An 18,205-nucleotide genomic window follows, 5' to 3' on the forward strand; every position below is an offset into this window, starting at 1 on the left:
TGACTAACAGGGAAAAGGGATGAGTTTCATATGGAGAAAAAATATATTTTGTCATTAGATCAAGGCACATCTAGCTCACGTGCCATTCTGTTTAATAAGCAAGGACAGATTGTTGCCATGGCCCAGCGAGAATTTCCGCAGTATTTTCCACAGCCAGGGTGGGTCGAGCATAATGGCTTTGAAATATGGGGTTCTATTTTAGCTGTCATTGCAGAGGTTCTATCCACCTCCAATATTAGCCCGAAGGAAGTAGCGGCTATCGGAATCACGAATCAACGTGAAACTACGATTGTTTGGGATAAGCATACAGGCAAGCCAGTGTATAATGCGATTGTTTGGCAATCCCGTCAAACATCTGAGATATGCGATGAGCTAAAGGCTAAGGGCTATTCAGATTTAGTACGGGATAAAACAGGCTTAGTGATCGATGCTTACTTCTCAGGGACGAAATTAAAATGGATTTTGGATCATGTGGAAGGAGCCCGTGAGAAGGCAGAGAAGGGTGACTTGCTGTTTGGAACCATTGATACATGGCTGATTTGGCGTCTATCAGGTGGGGAGAGTCATGTGACCGATTATTCGAACGCTTCCCGAACACTTCTATATAATATCTATGAGCAAAAATGGGATGATGAGTTGTTAGCCATGCTCGATATTCCTAAGTGCATGCTACCTGAGGTTCGTCCATCATCAGAAGTGTATGCGCTTACAGCGTCGTATCATTTCTTTGGCGAACAGGTACCGATTGCTGGTGCGGCGGGAGATCAGCAGGCAGCTTTATTTGGGCAGGCATGCTACGAGATGGGGATGGCAAAAAACACCTATGGAACAGGCTGCTTCATGCTTATGAACACAGGAGACAAGGCAGTTAAATCGGAAAGTGGACTACTAACGACCCTCGCATGGGGCATCGATGGTAAAGTCGAGTATGCGCTAGAGGGCAGTATTTTTGTTGCCGGCTCAGCTATCCAATGGCTGCGTGATGGGCTTCGGATGTTAAAGTCAGCGGCTGAAAGTGAGCAATATGCACAACGAGTAGAATCGACAGAAGGGGTATATATGGTTCCAGCCTTTGTTGGACTAGGTACACCATATTGGAAGAGTGACGTGCGAGGAGCAGTATTTGGGTTGACACGCGGGACAGAAAAGGAGCATTTTATCCGGGCCATTCTTGAATCGCTTGCGTATCAAACAAAAGATGTCCTTTCTGCCATGGAGGCGGATTCAGGGATTGTTTTAAAAGCCTTGCGTGTAGACGGTGGGGCAGTGAGAAATCATTTCTTGATGCAATTCCAAAGCGATATCCTTGGCGTTCCAGTAGAGCGACCGACTAATAGCGAAACGACAGCATTAGGAGCGGCTTACCTAGCTGGTCTAGCTGTTGGATTCTGGGAAAGTCGTGAGGAGATTGCCTCTGTTTGGCAGATTGATCAGCGCTTTGAGGTACAGATGGGGGAAGAGGAGAGAAGGAAATTATATCATGGATGGAAAAAAGCAGTAGAAGCAACAATGGGCTTCCAGGTACCATCTATCGGTTGAAGCAGGTAGCAATCTACGCTATACTTTTATTATCAAATGGAACAAGTTAATATCGGTCGGAGAATTGGAGTAGACCACAGCAGGTCCTTTTAAATAAGAAGGATCTTGTTGTGGTCTTTTTTTATTCACCTGACAAAAAATACGTTCGTTATTATGACAGGAGAGTGAATGAGATGACAAAGCCATTTTCAAGCTTATCTAAGAGACAAATATTGCGGGATATGGAAAAACAGGAATATGATCTGCTGGTGATCGGGGGCGGAATCACTGGAGCAGGAATCGCGCTGGATGCACAAGTACGTGGAATCAATACTGCTTTGATTGAAATGCAGGATTTTGCCGCTGGGACCTCTAGCCGCTCGACCAAGCTTGTTCATGGAGGCTTGCGTTATTTAAAACAACTGGAATTGAAGCTGGTTGCCGAGGTAGGACGAGAACGAGCAATCGTGTACGAAAATGCTCCCCATGTCACTACGCCAGAATGGATGCTGCTTCCCATGATAGAAGGGGGAACGTATGGTAAATTTGCTACATCAATCGGCCTACGAGTATATGACGCTTTAGCAGGGGTCAAGAAAAGTGAGCGCCGTATCATGCTCAACAAAGAGCAGACGCTGGCCAAAGAGCCGCTACTAGCCAAGGAAAAGCTAAAAGGTGGAGGTTATTACGTAGAATACCGGACAGATGATGCTCGCCTTACGATGGAAGTAATGAAGGAAGCGGTACGACGGGGAGCAACAGCTATCAATTATATGAAAGCAGAGGACTTGTTGTATGAGAATGGCAGGGTATATGGAGTGATGGCTATTGACCAGATCAGCGGTGAGAAAATTACGATTCGTGCTAAGAAAATCATTAATGCGGCGGGTCCATGGGTAGATACCATTCGAGAAATTGACGGCTCGAAAAAAGGGAAGAGACTGCATATCACAAAGGGTGTTCATCTTGTAATAGACAAAAAAAGATTTCCATTAAACCAAGCGATTTATTTTGACACACCTGATGGCCGCATGGTGTTTGCCATTCCCCGAGATAATAAGACCTACGTAGGAACAACGGATACGAACTATCAGGGAGACATTGCTAACCCCAAAATGACTGTAGAGGATCGTGACTACATTCTTCGTGCGGCTAATTTTATGTTCCCATCGCTTAAACTAACAGGAGCAGATGTAGAATCCAGCTGGGCAGGCATACGTCCATTGATACACGAGGATGGCAAATCCCCGTCTGAGCTTTCGCGTAAGGACGAGATTTTTCTGTCTGAATCAGGTCTATTAACAATTGCAGGCGGGAAGCTGACTGGGTATCGCAAAATGGCTGAGAGAATTGTTGATCTACTAGTGGAGCAATTCAAAACAGAAGGGCAAGGCAATTATCCACGTTGTACAACCGATAAAATTCGTTTATCTGGCGGCGACGTAGGCGGAGCTGACAAGTTTGAGTTATTCAAGAAGGATAAGATAAAAGAGGGCGTCTCAATCGGTCTAGCTGAGTGGGAAGCAGAGCAGTTAGTTGCTCGCTATGGCTCAAATGTATCTCAGATTTTCTCACGAATAAGCGAATGTGAGGCAGAAAGAGCGGAAGCGGGATTGCCTGCACAGGTTTTCGGCCCCCTTATGTATGCGATAGAAGAAGAGATGGCAATGACTCCAGAGGACTTCTTCGTTCGTCGTACAGGAGATCTTTATTTTAATATACAAGGGGTTAGGGATTGGAAGGAGCCCGTTATTGCTTATATGGCTAAAAAGCTAGGATGGAGTACAGAGGAAACAGCTACTCACAAAAAACGTTTAGAGCAAGTAATCCATGACGCCGTTATTCCACTCAGTGAATGACAGCAGGGCTTCGTTTTGAGTAGAAAGAGCTTGGGTAGCAAACGATTTGTTCTTTTGTCATCTCTGTGTAACATAAGATTGGTAGAGTAATAGAGAAAGGGGTGGGAATATGCTTGGAGAAATCCTTTCGCTAACCATCGTCAAATCTAGCATCTCTATATTACTTATACTAATTATCTTAGGCGTAGTTGGTTTGATATACGCTGCATACGTGGAGCCCAAGTCCGTGGTGATAACTCGTCATCAGGTAGAAATTTCAAGATTGCTCGATAAGAAGCAGGGGCTTACAATCGTCCAATTTAGCGATACACACGTAGGTCCCCACTTTTCGCTAGCACAATTAAAAGAGGTTGTTACCCTCATTAATGAACAGAAGCCTGATCTGATTGTGTTCACAGGTGATCTTCTGGATCGGGTCAGGAGCTTTACAGAAAGCAAGGACGAATTGATAGCCATTCTAGCAAAATTGAATGCTCCTCTTGGTAAATTCGCAGTGTATGGAAACCATGATCGTGGCGGTGGCGGGAGTAAATATTACCGACAAGTGATGGAGCAAGCCAACTTTGATTTACTTGTTAATGATGTGAAAACGATTGCGTTAGCAAATAAAAAAGCGATTACCATAGTTGGCCTAGATGACTTTTTACTTGGCAAACCAAAGATAAAGGAGACATTAGGACTGCTTGAGCAGGGAGAGGAGCTTACTAACCTGAAGGAACAGACTTTATCCAATCAATTGCCCAGCTTTACTTTACCTCACGCAGAGAGCTTCGTCATTTGTCTCGTTCATGAGCCTGATGTTGCTGATCGGATCGTTAGCTATCCTGTTGATCTGCAATTATCAGGGCATAGCCATGGCGGACAAGTGCAGATTCCTCTGCTGGGGCCTGTGATCACTCCTTCTTTAGCCCGAAAATATAAAGAGGGTCTATACCAGCTTCGCCAAGGGAATCACACGATGCAATTGTACGTGAATCGAGGGATTGGGACGACAAGATTACCAATTCGTATGGGAAGTAGACCAGAAATTGCTGTTTTTAGCTTGGAAATATAGCACAGATTTTTATTGGGCGCTGAGAAGGCCCTATGTTGCTATTGATGGCATGTAACAAAAACCCTTGTCCATCGGGGTTTATGCGAGCACAAGGGTTTTCATTTTTCATCCTATTATAAAAAAGAGAGCCGTGTTAGAATCAGGAATATATATTTTCTTACTGATTCCTGAGGAGCTGTTACAATGAAGACAATACAGGTTTATCACTATGATGCCTTTAGCACGCAACCTGATAAAGGAAATCCGGCAGGTGTAGTCTTTACAGGTAATGAACTGACGGAAAAAGAAATGCAAGAGGTAGCACAAAAGGTAGGGTTTAATGAAACGGCTTTTGTACTTGCTTCAGAGGTAGCTGACCTTAGAATTCGTTATTTTACACCAGGACATGAAAATAATCTCTGCGGTCACGCAACCATTGCTACGATTTATGCGCTAAAGTCTACAGGGCAATTAGGGGATAAAAATCATCTAACCATCGAAACAAAAGCAGGTATATTACCAATAAAAATAGAGACGGGCACAGATGGCAAACGGTATATTACGATGAAGCAGGCAGCTCCGCAGTTTGAGGATTTTACAGGGTCTCAGGAGGAGCTAGCAGACTCAATCGGTCTTACAATCGACGATATCGAATCTGATTTACCCATTACATACGGCAGTACAGGTATTTGGACCCTGCTAGTACCTATAAAAAAGCTGAGTGCCTTTCAAAAAATGAAGCCTGACAATACACGTTTTCCAAGTGTGTTACAGGAAATGCCAAAAGCATCTGTTCATCCATTTTGTCTGGAAACGTACGATTCTCAAGCACAAATGCATGGACGCCATTTCTCCTCGCCGTTTTCAGGCACAAGAGAGGACCCTGTGACAGGCACGGCTTCAGGCGTGATGGGATCCTATTATGCGCAATATCTAAGCGATGATTTTGATACAAAACTACGTATCGTGATCGAACAAGGTCAGGAAATCCAAAAGGACGGTAGAGTAGAGGTAACCATTAGTAAAAATCATGAAACGTATGATGTTGAGATTACAGGTACGGCCGTTTATGTGAAAGCATTCGAAATCTCTATCTAAGCTAGAGCAGTCGGGGGAGGATTAATTCTCTACCCCGACTGTTTTTTGTGTGCATGTACGAATACAAAGACAGCGTGAATACACACAAAGTAATAATCTGTATGGAAGTAAAAAGATGCTAACTAATCTATTATGTACCTTTTTTAACATTACGCAAGGCCGTTGAAAAACGAGAGATAGCCTCATGAATCTGGTCATCCATCACGCGACCAAAAGTAAAGCGAACATAGCCCTTTTGTGTACCGAATACACTTCCGGGAACATACACAACCCCTTGTCTGATAGCCTCCTTGACTAATTGTTGCTCGTTAACATTCTCCTTTATTCTGCACCAAATATGAATCCCGCCCTCAGGTGCCAGAAACTCTACCTGATCCTCAAGCTGATCATATAAGGAAAACGTCATTTTATCCTTGTTAATCGCGAGTGAGTTCCGAAGCTTGCGTAAATGAGCAGGGAAATCCTCAGACGATAAAAACTTGGTTGCAATCCATTCCGGTATAATGCTATGCCCAAAATCGATTTGCTGTTTGGCGTCTGCTAAACGTTCAATAACGGTTTGCGGGCCAAATATCCAGCCAATGCGCAGACCGGATGCAACAATTTTGCTTAGAGAACTGACATAGAGAACCGTACCATTTTCATCTAGCGATTTTAGTGTTGTAGCTTGTGTGTTATCAAAAGCCGTTAGACTGTATGGATCATCCTCAATGATAGGTATGCCTAAGTCAGAGGAGATTTCTAAAACCTGCTTTCTACGCTCTAAGCTTAAATAAGATCCATTCGGATTTTGAAAATTGGGGTTAAGAAAGACCATCTTTATACGATGCTGTTTATGTAACTCTACAATATCATCTGGATTAATCCCGCTATCATCAACAGGCAAGAGGAAGGTTCTTAGTCCTGCTGATTTAAATAACGGCAACGAATAGCAATAGGAAGGGTCTTCAATTGCAACTGCATCGCCTGGCTGCAATAAGCACTGAACAATCAGGTATAGAGCTTGCTGGGCCCCGGAAGTAATTAATATAGATGATGGTGTTGCAGAGATATTCCGCGATTTCTTTAAGTGTAAAGCGATGGTTTCACGTAGCTTCAGGTTACCCTGTGGATGGTCATAACCTACGTGATAAGTGAAAGTTTCATTGGCCATGATGTTTTGAAAATAGGAGGAAGCAGATAAATTAGGTGATAGCTCCCCGCTTGCCAGATCGATCAAATCAACACCAAAAGTCTCTTTTCGTATCGAACGCATCATTGCTGTGTTTGGAAGAAATGACCCTGTTTCAATCAGTTTCTCCCAGTTTGGAATGCGCTTGCGAGATGCTCCCCAGATATCCCGGCTTACAATCGTCCCTTTCCCCCGTAAGCTTTCCACAATACCGGAGGCACGCAATTCTTCATAAGCAGCTACAATTGTCGAACGATTTACATCTAATTCCTTGGAAAGTAAACGTTCGGAAGGAAGGATTGTACCTGAAGGATATTCTCCATTCGTAATACGTTGTTCAAGATATTGTGAAATTTGCTTATATATTGGGATTCGACTTTTACGATTGGGTTGCCATTCCATACAAGATTTCACTTCCTTTCAAGTCATTTAGGCGTGGTGGATGGTCATAATAGGATGGGACTGGACGGTTCATTTCAGATCATACATTTTTATAATGAAAAAATAGCTCTTCATGTTACTAAAACATATTATACCTATTCTTACAATTATCAGGCATATTGAGAGGAGAGAAGATTATGAAATATCGCAAGTTTCCGGGTGCAGATTCTCTAGTATCTGAGATTGGCTTTGGGGTATGGACGGTAGCGACCAAATGGTGGGGTGTAACCGATCGAGGTGTGGGAGAGAGACTTCTCCAGTCTGCCTACCAAGATTATGGAATCACCTTTTTTGATACGGCGGATGTCTATGGCGATGGTTATGGTGAGGAAATCATTGCAAAGACATTAGGGAATGTGCGTGACAGGATATTTATAGCTACTAAATTTGGATATGATATCTACCAAAACAGGGGGGAGAGAAAAGGGCACGCAGAGCTTCCCCAAAACTGGTCTACAAAGCATATTATGCTAGCCTGTGAACAGAGCTTAAAACGACTTCATACAGATTATATTGATTATTACCAGCTTCATAATCCTCGGATGGAGGCAATCCAAAACGATGAAATCATAGAAGCTCTGGAACAATTAAAAGCTCAAGGGAAAATTCGTCATTATGGAGCGGCGATGGGGCCCGATCTAGGCTGGAAAAATGAATCCTTGGAGGCATGGAAAAGAGGATATGAAGCGGTGCAGGTCATCAACAATATAGTTGAGCAGGAGCCGGCTAGGGATCTATTACAGGTAGCAGCAGAAGAGGCACGGGCATTAATCATACGCATCCCTCATGCTTCCGGACTGTTGGATGGCACATATGATCCCAATCAGCATTTCAGTAAATCAGACCATAGAACCCATCGTCCTGTGGAGTGGATGAGAGCGGGCAATGAGGTAGTGAATGAATTAAAGGCTAAAGGGATATTTGATAGTCAAAAGCGTACATTGGGACAGTTGGCAATCCAGTTTTCGCTCTATCACTCCTCTGTTCTCTCTGTTATACCAAATATAACGAGTGAGGAGCAGCTAAGAGAGTTTGCGCTAGCTTCAAAGACTACTCCTCTTTCCAAGGAAGAATACGAGCAATTGGAGCTACTCTGGGTAAATGGATATGGCGAGCGTTTACGTCAACCTCTATCCGATTCTAGTAGTAAACCGGCTCCTAAACAGTAGGATGCTTCCATTTTGAACGTGTGCCACTCCCGGCACACGTTGCGGCGCTACATGGCGGTGGTCGGACTATAGTTATCAAAACGATCATATAGCTATAAAAAAACAAGTCTCAAAGATTGGCGAAAGCTTTTCTATGTCTATCTTTGAGGCTTCTTTGTGATGTTATTGTGTTGTGTATGTAAGCATTTAGTGCGTTAAAGGTTAATTTTGTGACTGTTTCTTGTCGGTATTGTTGCAAAATGTTGAACATGGATGAGGGAAATGGTTTCAGATTGGATGGCGACTTTTTGAGGCTCGTTCATTAGGATAGGAATGTGGATCGGTGGTTATCAATTTTAAAAATCAACAGGAAAGGGGTATTCGATAAAAAAATGAAATGGGCTCTTTATACTTTCATTTTCGCTGCGATTTCATTGCTTACAGGCTGTGGTGACAGACTACTGGTTTTAGACCCAAAGGGACCTCAAGCCCAAACACAAGCCGACGTAATTATGATTTCTATTTGGACGATGTCGTTTATTGTTGTTGTAGTTATTGCTCTTTTCGTATTTATGGTCACAAAATATCGGGCCTCTAAACAAAAAGAAGAATATGAGCCTCCCTATGTAGAAGGGAATCTGGTTGTAGAAATGGTTTGTGTGGGGATTCCAGTACTCATCGTCATTATTCTTTCTGTGATCTCTGTGAAAAGCAATTATATTGTGGAGTCAAGACCACAGGGATATGAGGATAAAAAACCGTTAGTTATTTATGCTTCAAGCTCCAATTGGAAGTGGCATTTTAGTTATCCACAAGAAAATATTGAAACGGTCAATTACCTGCGTATCCCAATAAACCGACCTATTGAATTTAAGCTTTATTCCTATGGAGCGATTACTAGTTTTTGGGTTCCGCAATTAGGAGGACAAAAATATGCCATGGCAGACATGGTTACGACCTTACATCTAGCCGCTGATGTGCCAGGCGATTATATGGGACGAAATGCAAATTTTAGTGGAAAAGGCTTTGCTGAAAATACATTCAATGTCGAGGCAATAACTGAAGCGAAATATGAGAAATGGGTGGAAGAGGTGAAAAAAACGGCTGAACCTCTGACGGAACAAAAATTCAATACATTACTAGAGCCGGGGCATGTTGGACAATCCACCTATACGGGAACACATTTAGAGTTTAGACCAGCTCCAGAAGGTGCAAATGGCGGGCATCACCACCATCATGGTACAGCTCGGGACGAGTAGTTCTACGTTTTTCCACAAGACAATTATGTTCAAAAAGGAGCCACAATAGTATGGATTACTTTACGAAATTCGCCGTTCCTCATCCCAGCCCTGCGATTTATGCATCGATGGTTGCCATTATTCTGACTATGCTCGGGATCATCGGAGTACTGACCTACTATAAAAAATGGGGCTATCTCTGGCGTGAATGGTTAACGACGGTGGACCACAAACGGATCGGGATTATGTATCTCATATCAGCTTTGTTGATGCTATTTAGAGGTGGTGCTGATGCGATCATGATGCGTGCTCAGACAGCCGTACCAGAGAATGCCTTGCTCGATGCTCAGCACTATAATGAAATATTTACAACACATGGGACTGTGATGCTCATCTTTATGGCAATGCCATTCATTTATGCATTAATGAATTTTGTTGTCCCCTTGCAAATCGGGGCTCGTGATGTAGCGTTCCCAAGATTGAATGCACTAAGCTTTTGGTTGTTTTTTATGGGTGCGATGCTATTTAACATTTCGTTTGTCATTGGAGGTTCCCCGGATGCAGGCTGGTCCGCTTATTTCCCGCTGGCAGGCAATGAATTTAGTCCATCGGTCGGTACCAACTATTATGCGCTAGCTCTCCAAATCTCTGGACTTGGTACCTTGATATCCGGTATTAACTTTATCGCTACGATTCTTAAAATGAGAGCACCTGGTATAACACTGATGAAAATGCCTATGTTTACATGGTCTGCTTTCGTCACGAACGTAATCGTAGTTTTTGCATTTCCTGTATTAACAGTGGCACTGATCATGATGACAATGGATCGGCTATTCGGAACACACTTCTTCGCATCGACGAATGGCGGTATGGATATGCTTTGGGCGAATTTATTTTGGGTGTGGGGACATCCTGAGGTTTATATCCTAGTACTTCCTGCGTTCGGTGTATATAGTGAGATTATTTCAACCTTTGCACGCCGCAATCTGTATGGTTATAAATCAATGGTTGCTTCTATGGTGATCATTTCTCTGCTCTCCTTTTTAGTTTGGACACACCATTTCTTCACAATGGGACAGGGAGCGTTAACAAACAGTATCTTCTCCATTACAACAATGGCCATAGCTGTTCCTACGGGGATTAAAATATTTAACTGGCTGTTCACTCTTTGGAGAGGCAAAATTGTTTTCACTGTTCCGATGCTTTATTCTTTAGGCTTTATTCCAATTTTCTTAATTGGCGGGGTAACTGGGGTTATGCTTGGAATGTCAGCAGCCGACTACCAATATCATAATACGATGTTTTTAGTAGCTCACTTCCATTATGTCATCATACCTGGTGTTGTATTTGCCATGATTGCTGGCCTTACTTACTGGTGGCCAAAAATGTTTGGTTTTATGCTGCATGAAAGAATTGGCAAGTGGGCGTTCTGGGTTATTGCCATTAGCTTTAACGTGGCATTTTTCCCGATGTTTCTCTCTGGTTTAGATGGACAGGCTCGACGTATGTACACCTATTCTGAATCAACAGGCTTTGGGCCCTTGAACTTTATTTCGTTCATTGGAGCCCTTGGCCTGCTAGTAGGCTTTGTGCTACTTGTTTATAACATGTACTGGAGTATTCGCTTTGCTCCAAGAAATATAGAGGCCGACCCATGGGATGCACGTTCTCTTGAATGGGCAACTCATAATCCCGTACCAGCGTATAACTTTGCTATTACACCGCAAACTCAGTCAATAGAAGCATTCTGGGATGCTAAGAAAAAAGGCCATCGTCTGTTTCAGGGTACCTATAAAAAGATTCATATGCCAAAAAACAGCGGTGCCCCGTTTATTTTGAGCTGTATCTTTTTTGTATGGGGCTTTGCCTTTGTATTTGCTATGTGGAATGTTGTAATCCTTGCAACGATTGGAATTTTTATTTGCCTGACTCACCGATCATTTGAGCAGGACGACGGTTATTACATCTCGGTTGAAGAAATAGAAGAGACCGAAAATAGATTGCGAGGTGCAATGAAATGAAAATAGATCACTCTCTGCCGCTTGAATACAGTACAGAACAAAATTCCTTGAACATTCTAGGATTCTGGATTTTCCTGGGGGCTGAGATTGTACTGTTTGGAACGCTGTTTGCTTCTTATTTCACCCTAGTCGATCGTACTGGCAGCGGCCCTGCTGGAGCCGAAATTTTCGAAATTACTCCTGTGCTGGTTGAAACGATTCTGCTTTTAACAAGTAGCTTTATCATTGGAATTGGCATTCATGCCATGCGTATCGGCAACAAAAAAGCAATGCTTACATTCTTTGCGATCACATTGCTGCTTGGGCTTGGATTTTTAGGTGTCGAAATCTATGAGTTTCTTCATTACGATCACATTGGAGCAGGCTTGCAAACCAGCGCATTTACAGCGATTCTATTAACAACATTGGGAACCCATGGAGCTCACGTTTCCTTTGGATTAATTTGGGGATTATCTATCATCATGCAGGTTAGGAAGCGAGGATTGACTCCTCAAACAGCGAATAAATCATTCATTTTCTCACTGTACTGGCATTTCTTAGACGTTGTGTGGATCTTTATTTTTAGCTTCGTCTATCTGAAAGGAATGATGGTAACATGAGAGAATTATTCCCTCGCAAACAGGTAATCGGCTTTGGTTTCTCGCTGATTCTTACTGCATTGGCCCTGACAGTTTATTTCTTTAGCATGTCATTTGCAGTTGGGATGACAATTCTGCTTGTAACAGCGTTCATTCAAGCTGCCGTTCAGCTCGTTGTCTTTATGCACACAGGTGAGACAGGAGACAAAATATCCATCTATACCAATCTCTATTACGCATTATTTATAGCGCTTGTTACAGTCTTTGGAACTCTGCTATGCATGATCTGGGGGTACCAGTGATCTGTTCATAATCAAAAAATAAAAAAGGAGCCTAATCTTGCTGGATCGGGCTCCTTTTTTCTCTTTGAACACGAGGTTGGCTGATCTGTATTGCCTTACTGCTTTTCCTTCAATCGATAGGTCTCGAAAAACTCTTTTTTGGCGATGCGGTATACTTCTGAATAGTCTAATGGCGATACGAGATAGTCGCCTTCCTTAACGATCATTTTCTCTTTCCAAGCTGCAAGAAAATAAAATTCTTTGTTCGGGATGTTGGCTTCTTTTAGCAGGTCCGAGGTTACTTCAATCGCTTTAATTTCTCCGATTGCTTGATACTCTTTAAATCCATCTTTTGCTTCCCCGATTTGTTTATATCTTTTCGCGAACTTGTCCGGTTTTAAGATGTACATCTCTTTAGCTTCGGTTTGGTTTTTCACAATCATATCCTTAGCCGCGGCGGTATTTTCTGTTTCTACACCATCTTTTGTAATGGTTGCAATTTTTTCGCCCCCTACTGCTTCTTTGGCATAAACGCGAGTAAATTTTTCATAGATAGATGCTTTTTCTAGTTTAGGCTGTAAAAGAGAAATCATGTCCTGTTGTGAAATAGGCTCATTTTCGGTAGAACGGAGGGGGTCACAAGCAGTTAACAGAAGCATAAGGGCAAATAATGCAACTACAATTTTTTTCATAGATGTACCTCCTAGGGTTATGATTTGTCATTTCAAGACTATCGTACCTATTGGGAATAAACAATAAGTATCGCGTACTATATTGCTACTTCTTTCCTTGCGATGCGTTCATACAGAAAGTACAATAGGTAATAACTGATAATTCTGATAAAATATAGTAGAATTTTTATAAAAAGGAGGAGAGCCGATGCTACATCAGGCATGCACCCAATTAGAAGAACTGTATTCAGAAATGGTCGACTTACGCCGGGATTTTCATATGTATCCGGAGCTGTCTTTTCAAGAGGTGGAGACACCGAGAAAAATTGCAGCTTATTTGAGAAAGCTTGGTATTGAAGTACAAGAAGGGGTTGGTGGCCGAGGAATTGTTGCTAAGATTTATGGGAAAAAACAGAAGAGCCCAGAAGAGCAAGGCAAAACGGTGGCGTTTCGAGCCGATTTTGATGGGCTCCCGATTCAGGATGAGAAGCAGGTGGAATATAGATCAAGGGTTCCTGGAGTCATGCATGCATGTGGTCATGATATCCATACAGCGGCTTTGTTGGGAACAGCTAAGATAATAAAAGAGTATGAGCAAGAATTTAGTGGAACGGTGGTTCTGATCTTTCAGCATGCAGAGGAATTAGTCCCAGGTGGAGCGATCTCGATGATAGAGGATGGCTGCCTGAATGGAGTGGATGTTATTTATGGGGCCCATGTATTCTCAGGGCTACCACTGGGAGTGATTGGCGTACAGGAAGGATATATGCTGGCCGCGGGCGATGAATTTCAAATTGAAATTCGGGGCAAAGGTGGACACGGTGCAAGTCCTCATGAGTCTATTGACCCCATAGTGATTGGCAGCCAGCTTATCTTGAATTTGCAGCAGGTGGTAAGCAGACGTGTAGATCCTCTGCAACCGGCCGTATTAACGATAGGCTCCTTTCAAAGCGGCGCTACTTACAATGTAATTCCAGACACTGCACAGATTCTGGGAACAGTGCGAACATTTAGTGAGGAAACCCGCACTGGTATCGAACAAGCTATGCAGAAGATCGTCCAGCATACGGTTGAAGGCGCTGGCGCGACTGCGCAATTTACGTACCGCAGAGGCTATCCGTCTGTCTGGAATGATCCAGCAGAGACCAAGAGAGTGGAGGCGATCGCGAAGCAGCTAGTCGGGAATGAGCGAGTTATCCGTGTTCCACCACAGATGGGCGGGGAGGACTTTGCTTATTATTTACAAAAAAAACCAGGAAATTTTATCGGTGTAGGAGGCGGAAATAGTGAAATAAATGCTACATATCCGCACCATCATCCGATGTTTGATGTGGATGAACGCTCGATGCTACAGATCGGCAAGCTATTTTTGGGCTTACTTGCTGAGCATTTCGTTATTTCTGATGAAACCTAAGGAATAGTCACAACAACCCGAAAAGCACGAAGGGACCAGAGAAAAAGTGTAGGAGGAGTCTTTTGATGGCATGGGTAACGGTAGTGTTTCTATTTGTTTTATACATGATTAACTATCTGGATAAATCGATTGCTGGATATTCCGCTACCCAAATTATTCAGGAGATGACGCTTAGCCCAACAGAATGGGGATTGGTAGGCAGCAGTTTTTTCTGGTTTTTTGCTATTGCTGGTGTCATTGGGGCGGGGATATCTGACAGGATCGGCACGAAAAAAATGCTGATGATCCTGGCGATTTGCTGGACGGTTATACAGGCTGGCTCACTTGTCATTACAAGCTTACCTATCTTAATAATGGCGAGGGTTTTGTTAGGAATCGGAGAAGGACCTACATGGCCCGTTATTGTTAGCCATATTAGCAAGTGGTTTCCAGCAGAGCGGCGTGGCTTTATTTTTGCCTTGTTAACTCTGGGGGCGTCCATTGGTTCTAGTTTGTTTACTCCTGCTTTGGTATTGTCTATTGAACACTGGGGGTGGAGATGGGCTTGGGCTGCACTGGGAGCTGTAAGCTTCGTCTGGGTCATTTTCTGGATGGCAGGCGGAAAGGAGCATCCAGGTCAGATAGATGTGTCTACAAATCCGGTATCCTCAAAGAACCATTCTGTACAAATTCCAACAATCCAGTCTGTCAAGAAAGCCCCCTCATTGCATTGGTCTGATGTTCGTCACACCCTATTATCAAAAGATTTCTTATTTTCCTTCCTGCTCTACTTTGCACAGATGTGGGGTGTGACCTTTGTCTTGGTTTGGTTACCAACGTATCTAGTGAATGTAATGAAGCTGACCTCTACTCAGATGAGCACATCTATTGCCATGATTGGTTTACTCTCTGGACTAATCACGCTGCTGGCTTGTATGCTGGCAGACCGTTTGTTTCAAAGAACGAAGCTAATACGCCGTTCCTATGTGACAGTCGGAGGCATTTCTGTTCTGACAGGAGGTATTTTATTTAGCTTAGTTCCGTTGTTTCAATCTCCGACAATTCTTATTGCACTTTTTTGTCTTGGAATAGGATTAACGACAACAGCAGGCAGTCTTGCTTCTGTGATTGGAAGTACGCTGTTACCCGAGCGGACAGGTTTAATCATGGGAGTCATGTCTGGACTAGTAACGTTGGCAGGAATGATTTCTCCGCTTGTGACAGGAGCCATCGTTGAAGCTGCTGGAGCTAATCTAACGAATGGATTTCATCAGGTCCTACTTCTGAATGCTTTTATATATGCTACTAGTGGTTGTCTGTTCCTTTTATTTGTAAAACGTAAGGAGCAGGTCAAATTATCTCATAGCGCTAATGGGGAGGGAAAGTAATCATGAATTCTATCATGACCTTCGTAGCTACAGGGGATTATCTTCAAACAAGACGGGTGCCGAGCTATCAGGAGCATAGCTTTCAGGAGATTGCAAAGCTGATTGGCCAGGCAGATGTGCGCCTGACTAACTTAGAGATGCACGTTTCTTACAATGAAGGCACCCCTAATGCGATTTCTGGCGGTACTCATGTGCAAACAACTCCTGATCGATTAAAGGACCTAGTCGCATACGGCTTTAATTTAGTGGGAACGGCCAACAATCACTCCATGGATTTTAGTCACGACGGCCTGCTACTTACCAACAAATATTTGCGAGAAGCAGGAATATTGCATGCAGGAATGGGGGCAAATCTGTTTGAAGCTGGTCGACCTGCTTATTTGGATACCCCTGCTGGTCGAGCAGCGCTCATCTCTGTGACCTCCTCCTTTCATCAAACCCATCTTGCTTCCGAACAGCGCCGTGACGGGAAAGGTCGTCCTGGAGTAAATGGACTAAGGCATGTGAAAAAACATTTAGTTTCGCAAGCTGATTTTGAGGTATTGAAACGAATCGCAAGTCAGACTGAGGTAAATGCTTTATACGAAATGCTAGTGGAAGAGGCATTTCTGTCCCCCTTGCCAAAGGGAGTTTTGCCATTTGGCTATGATATGTATGGATATCCGGCTATTTTTTATGCGGGAGAAAAAGAGAAATTGCTCACAATGCCGCATGAGCAGGATATGAAACGCCTGGAGGCTAGCATTGATGATGCCACACGTCAATCGGATTATGTTATCGTAAGCTTTCACGCTCATGAAATGAAAGGGACAAATAAGCAGCTTTCGGCTGATTTTGTAGAGATCGCTTGTCGCAGGTTCATTGATGCAGGGGCCCACGCGGTAGTCGGGCATGGTCCGCATACGCTACGAGGTATCGAGATTTACCAAAATCGACCGATTTTTTATAGCCTAAGCAATTTTATTTTTCAGGATGAAACGCTGGAGGTTTTACCACAGGAATTTTATGATGCTAACTCACTCCCGCATGATATGACCATTATGCAGGCCATGGATTCGAAAACCGAGCAAGGGACAAAAGGCTTGCTGACGATTCCTGAGGTTATGGAGTCTGTCATCGCCTCATGGAGCATGGAGAACGGACAAATAAAAGAAATTATCTTGCACCCCATTGAACTTGGATGTGGCAAAAAACGCCATCAGAATGGGTTTCCCAAGCTAAGCAGGAATGAAGCTATTGTAAAACGAGTAGCAGAGCTATCAAAGCCGTATGGAACAGAGATTCAGATTTTGGATGGGATTGGAGTCGTACATATCACACCAAAAAAATTGGAATAAAAGTGTAAAGTTTTACAGAAGGATTCAAAAACATGTATTTTATATTTATAATGAAAAGGGAGAGGATCATAACTCCTATGCTATGATAATTTTATCTAAAACACCGAATAAGGAGAACGATTATGGAAAAAACACTAATTTTTGGACATAAAAACCCAGACACAGATACGATTTGTTCAGCTTTGATTTATGCAGATTTAAAAACAAAATTAGGAGCAAACGTGGAGCCTGTTCGTTTAGGAAACATGAACGGAGAAACAGAATTTGTGCTCAAATACTTTAATGTGGAGGCTCCTCGCTTAGTAGAAACAGTAGCGACAGAAGCTCAAGATGTAATCCTAGTAGACCACAATGAGCGTCAACAAAGTGCCAACGACATCGATCAGGTTCGCGTGGTTGAGGTTATTGATCATCACCGTATCGCTAACTTTGAGACAAACCACCCATTGTATTTCCGTGCTGAGCCGGTTGGATGCACGACTACTATTTTAAATAAAATGTATAAAGAAAACGGTGTAGAGGTAACGAAAACGATTGCTGGTCTTATGCTTTCCGCAATCATTTCTGACACTCTATTGCTTAAATCCCCAACTTGCACAGAACAAGATGTGAAAGCTGCACATGAACTAGCTGAGATTGCTGGCGTTGATTTGCAAAGCTATGGCTTGGAAATGTTAAAAGCAGGTGCAGACCTTAGCGACAAAACCATTAGCGAATTAATTTCTCTCGATTCAAAAGAGTTTGCTATGGGTAATTCCAAAGTGGAAATCGCTCAGGTAAACGCAGTTGATGTGAACGATGTATTAGCTAACCAGGCTGAAATTGAAGCGCATCTAACTTCTATCATTGAGAAAAAAGGCTTAGATATGTTCCTATTTGTCGTTACAGACATTCTAAATAATGATTCCGTTGGTCTTGCGGTAGGTCGTGCAGCAAAAGCTGTCGAACAGGCATTCAATGCGACATTGGAAGATAACAAAGTGCTTCTAAAAGGTGTTGTGTGCCGTAAGAAGCAAATCGTACCAGCATT

At 43.0% G+C, this 18,205-nt stretch carries 15 protein-coding genes; 13 read left to right on the plus strand and 2 right to left on the minus strand.

Features of this window, described 5'->3' with window-relative positions:
* Nucleotides 1-30 precede the first annotated feature (30 nt).
* The 4 genes from glpK (at nucleotide 31) to AYJ08_RS11890 (ending at nucleotide 5,508) form a co-directional block, all read left to right on the plus strand.
* Entirely contained in the window at nucleotides 31-1,539 is a 1,509-nt protein-coding gene (gene glpK / locus AYJ08_RS11875; protein WP_064017898.1) for a glycerol kinase GlpK, read from the plus strand.
* A gap of 173 nt (nucleotides 1,540-1,712) precedes the next feature.
* Nucleotides 1,713-3,377 (plus strand): glycerol-3-phosphate dehydrogenase/oxidase, encoded by a 1,665-nt coding sequence (locus AYJ08_RS11880; protein WP_064017899.1) that lies wholly within the window; start codon nucleotides 1,713-1,715, stop codon nucleotides 3,375-3,377.
* A gap of 109 nt (nucleotides 3,378-3,486) precedes the next feature.
* Nucleotides 3,487-4,431, plus strand: coding sequence for a metallophosphoesterase (locus tag AYJ08_RS11885; protein ID WP_064017900.1), 945 nt, complete (start codon nucleotides 3,487-3,489; stop codon nucleotides 4,429-4,431).
* A gap of 183 nt (nucleotides 4,432-4,614) precedes the next feature.
* Nucleotides 4,615-5,508: a PhzF family phenazine biosynthesis isomerase gene (locus AYJ08_RS11890; RefSeq protein ID WP_064017901.1), complete on the plus strand. Its 894-nt coding sequence runs from the start codon at nucleotides 4,615-4,617 to the stop codon at nucleotides 5,506-5,508.
* A 130-nt stretch (nucleotides 5,509-5,638) separates the two neighbouring features.
* Here AYJ08_RS11890 and pdxR read toward each other — a convergent pair whose 3' ends face one another.
* Nucleotides 5,639-7,081, minus strand: coding sequence for a MocR-like pyridoxine biosynthesis transcription factor PdxR (gene pdxR / locus AYJ08_RS11895; RefSeq protein ID WP_064017902.1), 1,443 nt, complete (start codon nucleotides 7,079-7,081; stop codon nucleotides 5,639-5,641).
* 176 nt (nucleotides 7,082-7,257) lie between these two features.
* Between pdxR and AYJ08_RS11900 the strand changes: the two genes are divergently transcribed.
* The 5 genes from AYJ08_RS11900 (at nucleotide 7,258) to qoxD (ending at nucleotide 12,407) form a co-directional block, all read left to right on the plus strand.
* A complete protein-coding gene (locus AYJ08_RS11900) occupies nucleotides 7,258-8,289 on the plus strand; it encodes an aldo/keto reductase (RefSeq protein ID WP_064017903.1) in 1,032 nt (343 codons plus the stop codon).
* A 371-nt stretch (nucleotides 8,290-8,660) separates the two neighbouring features.
* Nucleotides 8,661-9,527, plus strand: a complete 867-nt coding sequence (qoxA, locus tag AYJ08_RS11905) for a cytochrome aa3 quinol oxidase subunit II (protein WP_064017904.1) — start codon at nucleotides 8,661-8,663, stop codon at nucleotides 9,525-9,527.
* 50 nt (nucleotides 9,528-9,577) lie between these two features.
* Complete coding sequence (gene qoxB, locus AYJ08_RS11910; RefSeq protein ID WP_064017905.1) at nucleotides 9,578-11,527, plus strand: cytochrome aa3 quinol oxidase subunit I; 1,950 nt, start codon at nucleotides 9,578-9,580, stop codon at nucleotides 11,525-11,527.
* Nucleotides 11,524-12,126, plus strand: a complete 603-nt coding sequence (qoxC, locus tag AYJ08_RS11915) for a cytochrome aa3 quinol oxidase subunit III (RefSeq protein ID WP_064017906.1) — start codon at nucleotides 11,524-11,526, stop codon at nucleotides 12,124-12,126. The genes qoxB and qoxC overlap by 4 nt, the downstream gene beginning before the upstream one ends.
* Complete coding sequence (qoxD, locus tag AYJ08_RS11920; RefSeq protein WP_031412228.1) at nucleotides 12,123-12,407, plus strand: cytochrome aa3 quinol oxidase subunit IV; 285 nt, start codon at nucleotides 12,123-12,125, stop codon at nucleotides 12,405-12,407. The genes qoxC and qoxD overlap by 4 nt, the downstream gene beginning before the upstream one ends.
* 95 nt (nucleotides 12,408-12,502) lie before the next feature.
* Here qoxD and AYJ08_RS11925 read toward each other — a convergent pair whose 3' ends face one another.
* Entirely contained in the window at nucleotides 12,503-13,078 is a 576-nt protein-coding gene (locus AYJ08_RS11925; RefSeq protein WP_064017907.1) for a hypothetical protein, read from the minus strand.
* Between the two features lie 187 nt (nucleotides 13,079-13,265).
* Between AYJ08_RS11925 and AYJ08_RS11930 the strand changes: the two genes are divergently transcribed.
* From AYJ08_RS11930 to AYJ08_RS11945, 4 genes are all read left to right on the plus strand, one after another.
* A complete protein-coding gene (locus AYJ08_RS11930) occupies nucleotides 13,266-14,471 on the plus strand; it encodes a M20 metallopeptidase family protein (RefSeq protein ID WP_064017908.1) in 1,206 nt (401 codons plus the stop codon).
* A gap of 65 nt (nucleotides 14,472-14,536) precedes the next feature.
* The gene (locus AYJ08_RS11935; protein WP_064017909.1) at nucleotides 14,537-15,838 is read left to right on the plus strand and encodes an MFS transporter; all 1,302 of its coding nucleotides are present in this window, start codon (nucleotides 14,537-14,539) and stop codon (nucleotides 15,836-15,838) included.
* Between the two features lie 2 nt (nucleotides 15,839-15,840).
* Nucleotides 15,841-17,175, plus strand: coding sequence for a CapA family protein (locus tag AYJ08_RS11940; RefSeq protein ID WP_064017910.1), 1,335 nt, complete (start codon nucleotides 15,841-15,843; stop codon nucleotides 17,173-17,175).
* A gap of 122 nt (nucleotides 17,176-17,297) precedes the next feature.
* Nucleotides 17,298-18,205, plus strand: a 908-nt coding sequence (locus tag AYJ08_RS11945) for a manganese-dependent inorganic pyrophosphatase (protein ID WP_064017911.1), incomplete at its 3' end; no start/stop codon positions are given.

The sequence above is a fragment of the Brevibacillus sp. SKDU10 genome, assembly GCF_001645205.1.
Classification (GTDB): domain Bacteria; phylum Bacillota; class Bacilli; order Brevibacillales; family Brevibacillaceae; genus Brevibacillus_B; species Brevibacillus_B halotolerans.

Bases quoted from the DNA above. Each gene is read 5' to 3' on its own strand.
- glpK (WP_064017898.1), top strand. From the start codon at position 31: ATGGAGAAAAAATATATTTTGTCATTAGATCAAGGCACATCTAGCTCA.
- AYJ08_RS11880 (WP_064017899.1), top strand. From the start codon at position 1,713: ATGACAAAGCCATTTTCAAGCTTATCTAAGAGACAAATATTGCGGGAT.
- AYJ08_RS11885 (WP_064017900.1), top strand. From the start codon at position 3,487: ATGCTTGGAGAAATCCTTTCGCTAACCATCGTCAAATCTAGCATCTCT.
- AYJ08_RS11890 (WP_064017901.1), top strand. From the start codon at position 4,615: ATGAAGACAATACAGGTTTATCACTATGATGCCTTTAGCACGCAACCT.
- pdxR (WP_064017902.1), bottom strand. From the start codon at position 7,081: ATGGAATGGCAACCCAATCGTAAAAGTCGAATCCCAATATATAAGCAA.
- AYJ08_RS11900 (WP_064017903.1), top strand. From the start codon at position 7,258: ATGAAATATCGCAAGTTTCCGGGTGCAGATTCTCTAGTATCTGAGATT.
- qoxA (WP_064017904.1), top strand. From the start codon at position 8,661: ATGAAATGGGCTCTTTATACTTTCATTTTCGCTGCGATTTCATTGCTT.
- qoxB (WP_064017905.1), top strand. From the start codon at position 9,578: ATGGATTACTTTACGAAATTCGCCGTTCCTCATCCCAGCCCTGCGATT.
- qoxC (WP_064017906.1), top strand. From the start codon at position 11,524: ATGAAAATAGATCACTCTCTGCCGCTTGAATACAGTACAGAACAAAAT.
- qoxD (WP_031412228.1), top strand. From the start codon at position 12,123: ATGAGAGAATTATTCCCTCGCAAACAGGTAATCGGCTTTGGTTTCTCG.
- AYJ08_RS11925 (WP_064017907.1), bottom strand. From the start codon at position 13,078: ATGAAAAAAATTGTAGTTGCATTATTTGCCCTTATGCTTCTGTTAACT.
- AYJ08_RS11930 (WP_064017908.1), top strand. From the start codon at position 13,266: ATGCTACATCAGGCATGCACCCAATTAGAAGAACTGTATTCAGAAATG.
- AYJ08_RS11935 (WP_064017909.1), top strand. From the start codon at position 14,537: ATGGCATGGGTAACGGTAGTGTTTCTATTTGTTTTATACATGATTAAC.
- AYJ08_RS11940 (WP_064017910.1), top strand. From the start codon at position 15,841: ATGAATTCTATCATGACCTTCGTAGCTACAGGGGATTATCTTCAAACA.